This window comes from Xenorhabdus budapestensis, assembly GCF_002632465.1.
GTDB lineage: Bacteria > Pseudomonadota > Gammaproteobacteria > Enterobacterales > Enterobacteriaceae > Xenorhabdus > Xenorhabdus budapestensis.
The window spans coordinates 1-821 of record NZ_NIBS01000109.1 but is presented as its reverse complement, the minus strand read 5'-3'; the positions used below and the strand labels follow the sequence as shown (position 1 = coordinate 821).

Sequence of the window (821 nt, the reverse complement as noted above, 5' to 3'; positions counted from 1 at the left end):
GCAGCCGGTGCCAGCGCCATTTTCGTTCCCTTGCGGCTGGTATCCGCGATACCCAATGCCCGGTTACTCAGGCGTGCATTATCGGGATCAGCCAGCTTATGCTTTCCCGCCTGCGCTAAAATGGCTCGCAGCACCGACATTTCATTTTGCAGTGTCCGGTGACTGATATTGTTGGCTTTGCGTTCAGCGATGTAGCGCTCAATATATTTCACCTTCAGGCTATCCACTTGGCGGAGTTTGATGCCATTGTTTTTCAAATAATTAAGGAACTGCCGGGCAATCCGTTCACGATCCGCCACCGTAATAAAACTTCCGCCCGCCTGTCGGGCATGCGTGATAAAGGCTTTTCTGAACTGCTCAACCTTTGAACGTGTCGATCCCTGCGCCATTCTCGCCTCTTCTGCTACTTTGCGTTTGTTTTATTCATTTTTAGTCGTTTTTAAAACAATTCCCTGCGTGTCGGTTCAGGTTCACCGTTCCGTGGTGCGTCAGACAATGTGTAGCAGGGCGGGATTGTGTTGAGTTATTGCAGGAGCTCGCGACGTGCTCAGCACAGCGATGACATGCTCCCCGTTCAGGGCCTGATCTCATCAGGATGAACGCCTCATTATCTTGACGTGATTCATTTCTCCTTAATTTTTACTGCATCAGCCTGCAATCAGGCAGTGGGTTGAAAATCCGATAGGACAATCGTTTAACAGGGTGGTTAATAGTCTGTTTTGCGTGGTTTCACTGAGTAATGCGGGGTTCAAATCGGTCGTAAAACCAGACCGGATGGGCTATGGACGTTTGCCGCTTTGCGGCGTCACTTGGTAATCGCT

Annotated in this window: 1 protein-coding gene; it reads right to left on the bottom strand. The window is 50.1% G+C overall.

Annotation, left to right across the window (positions count from 1 at the left end):
- Window positions 1-389, bottom strand: a 389-nt coding sequence (locus Xbud_RS19100) for a phage integrase N-terminal domain-containing protein (protein ID WP_211283560.1), incomplete at its 3' end; no start/stop codon positions are given.
- Window positions 390-821: the final 432 nt, after the last annotated feature.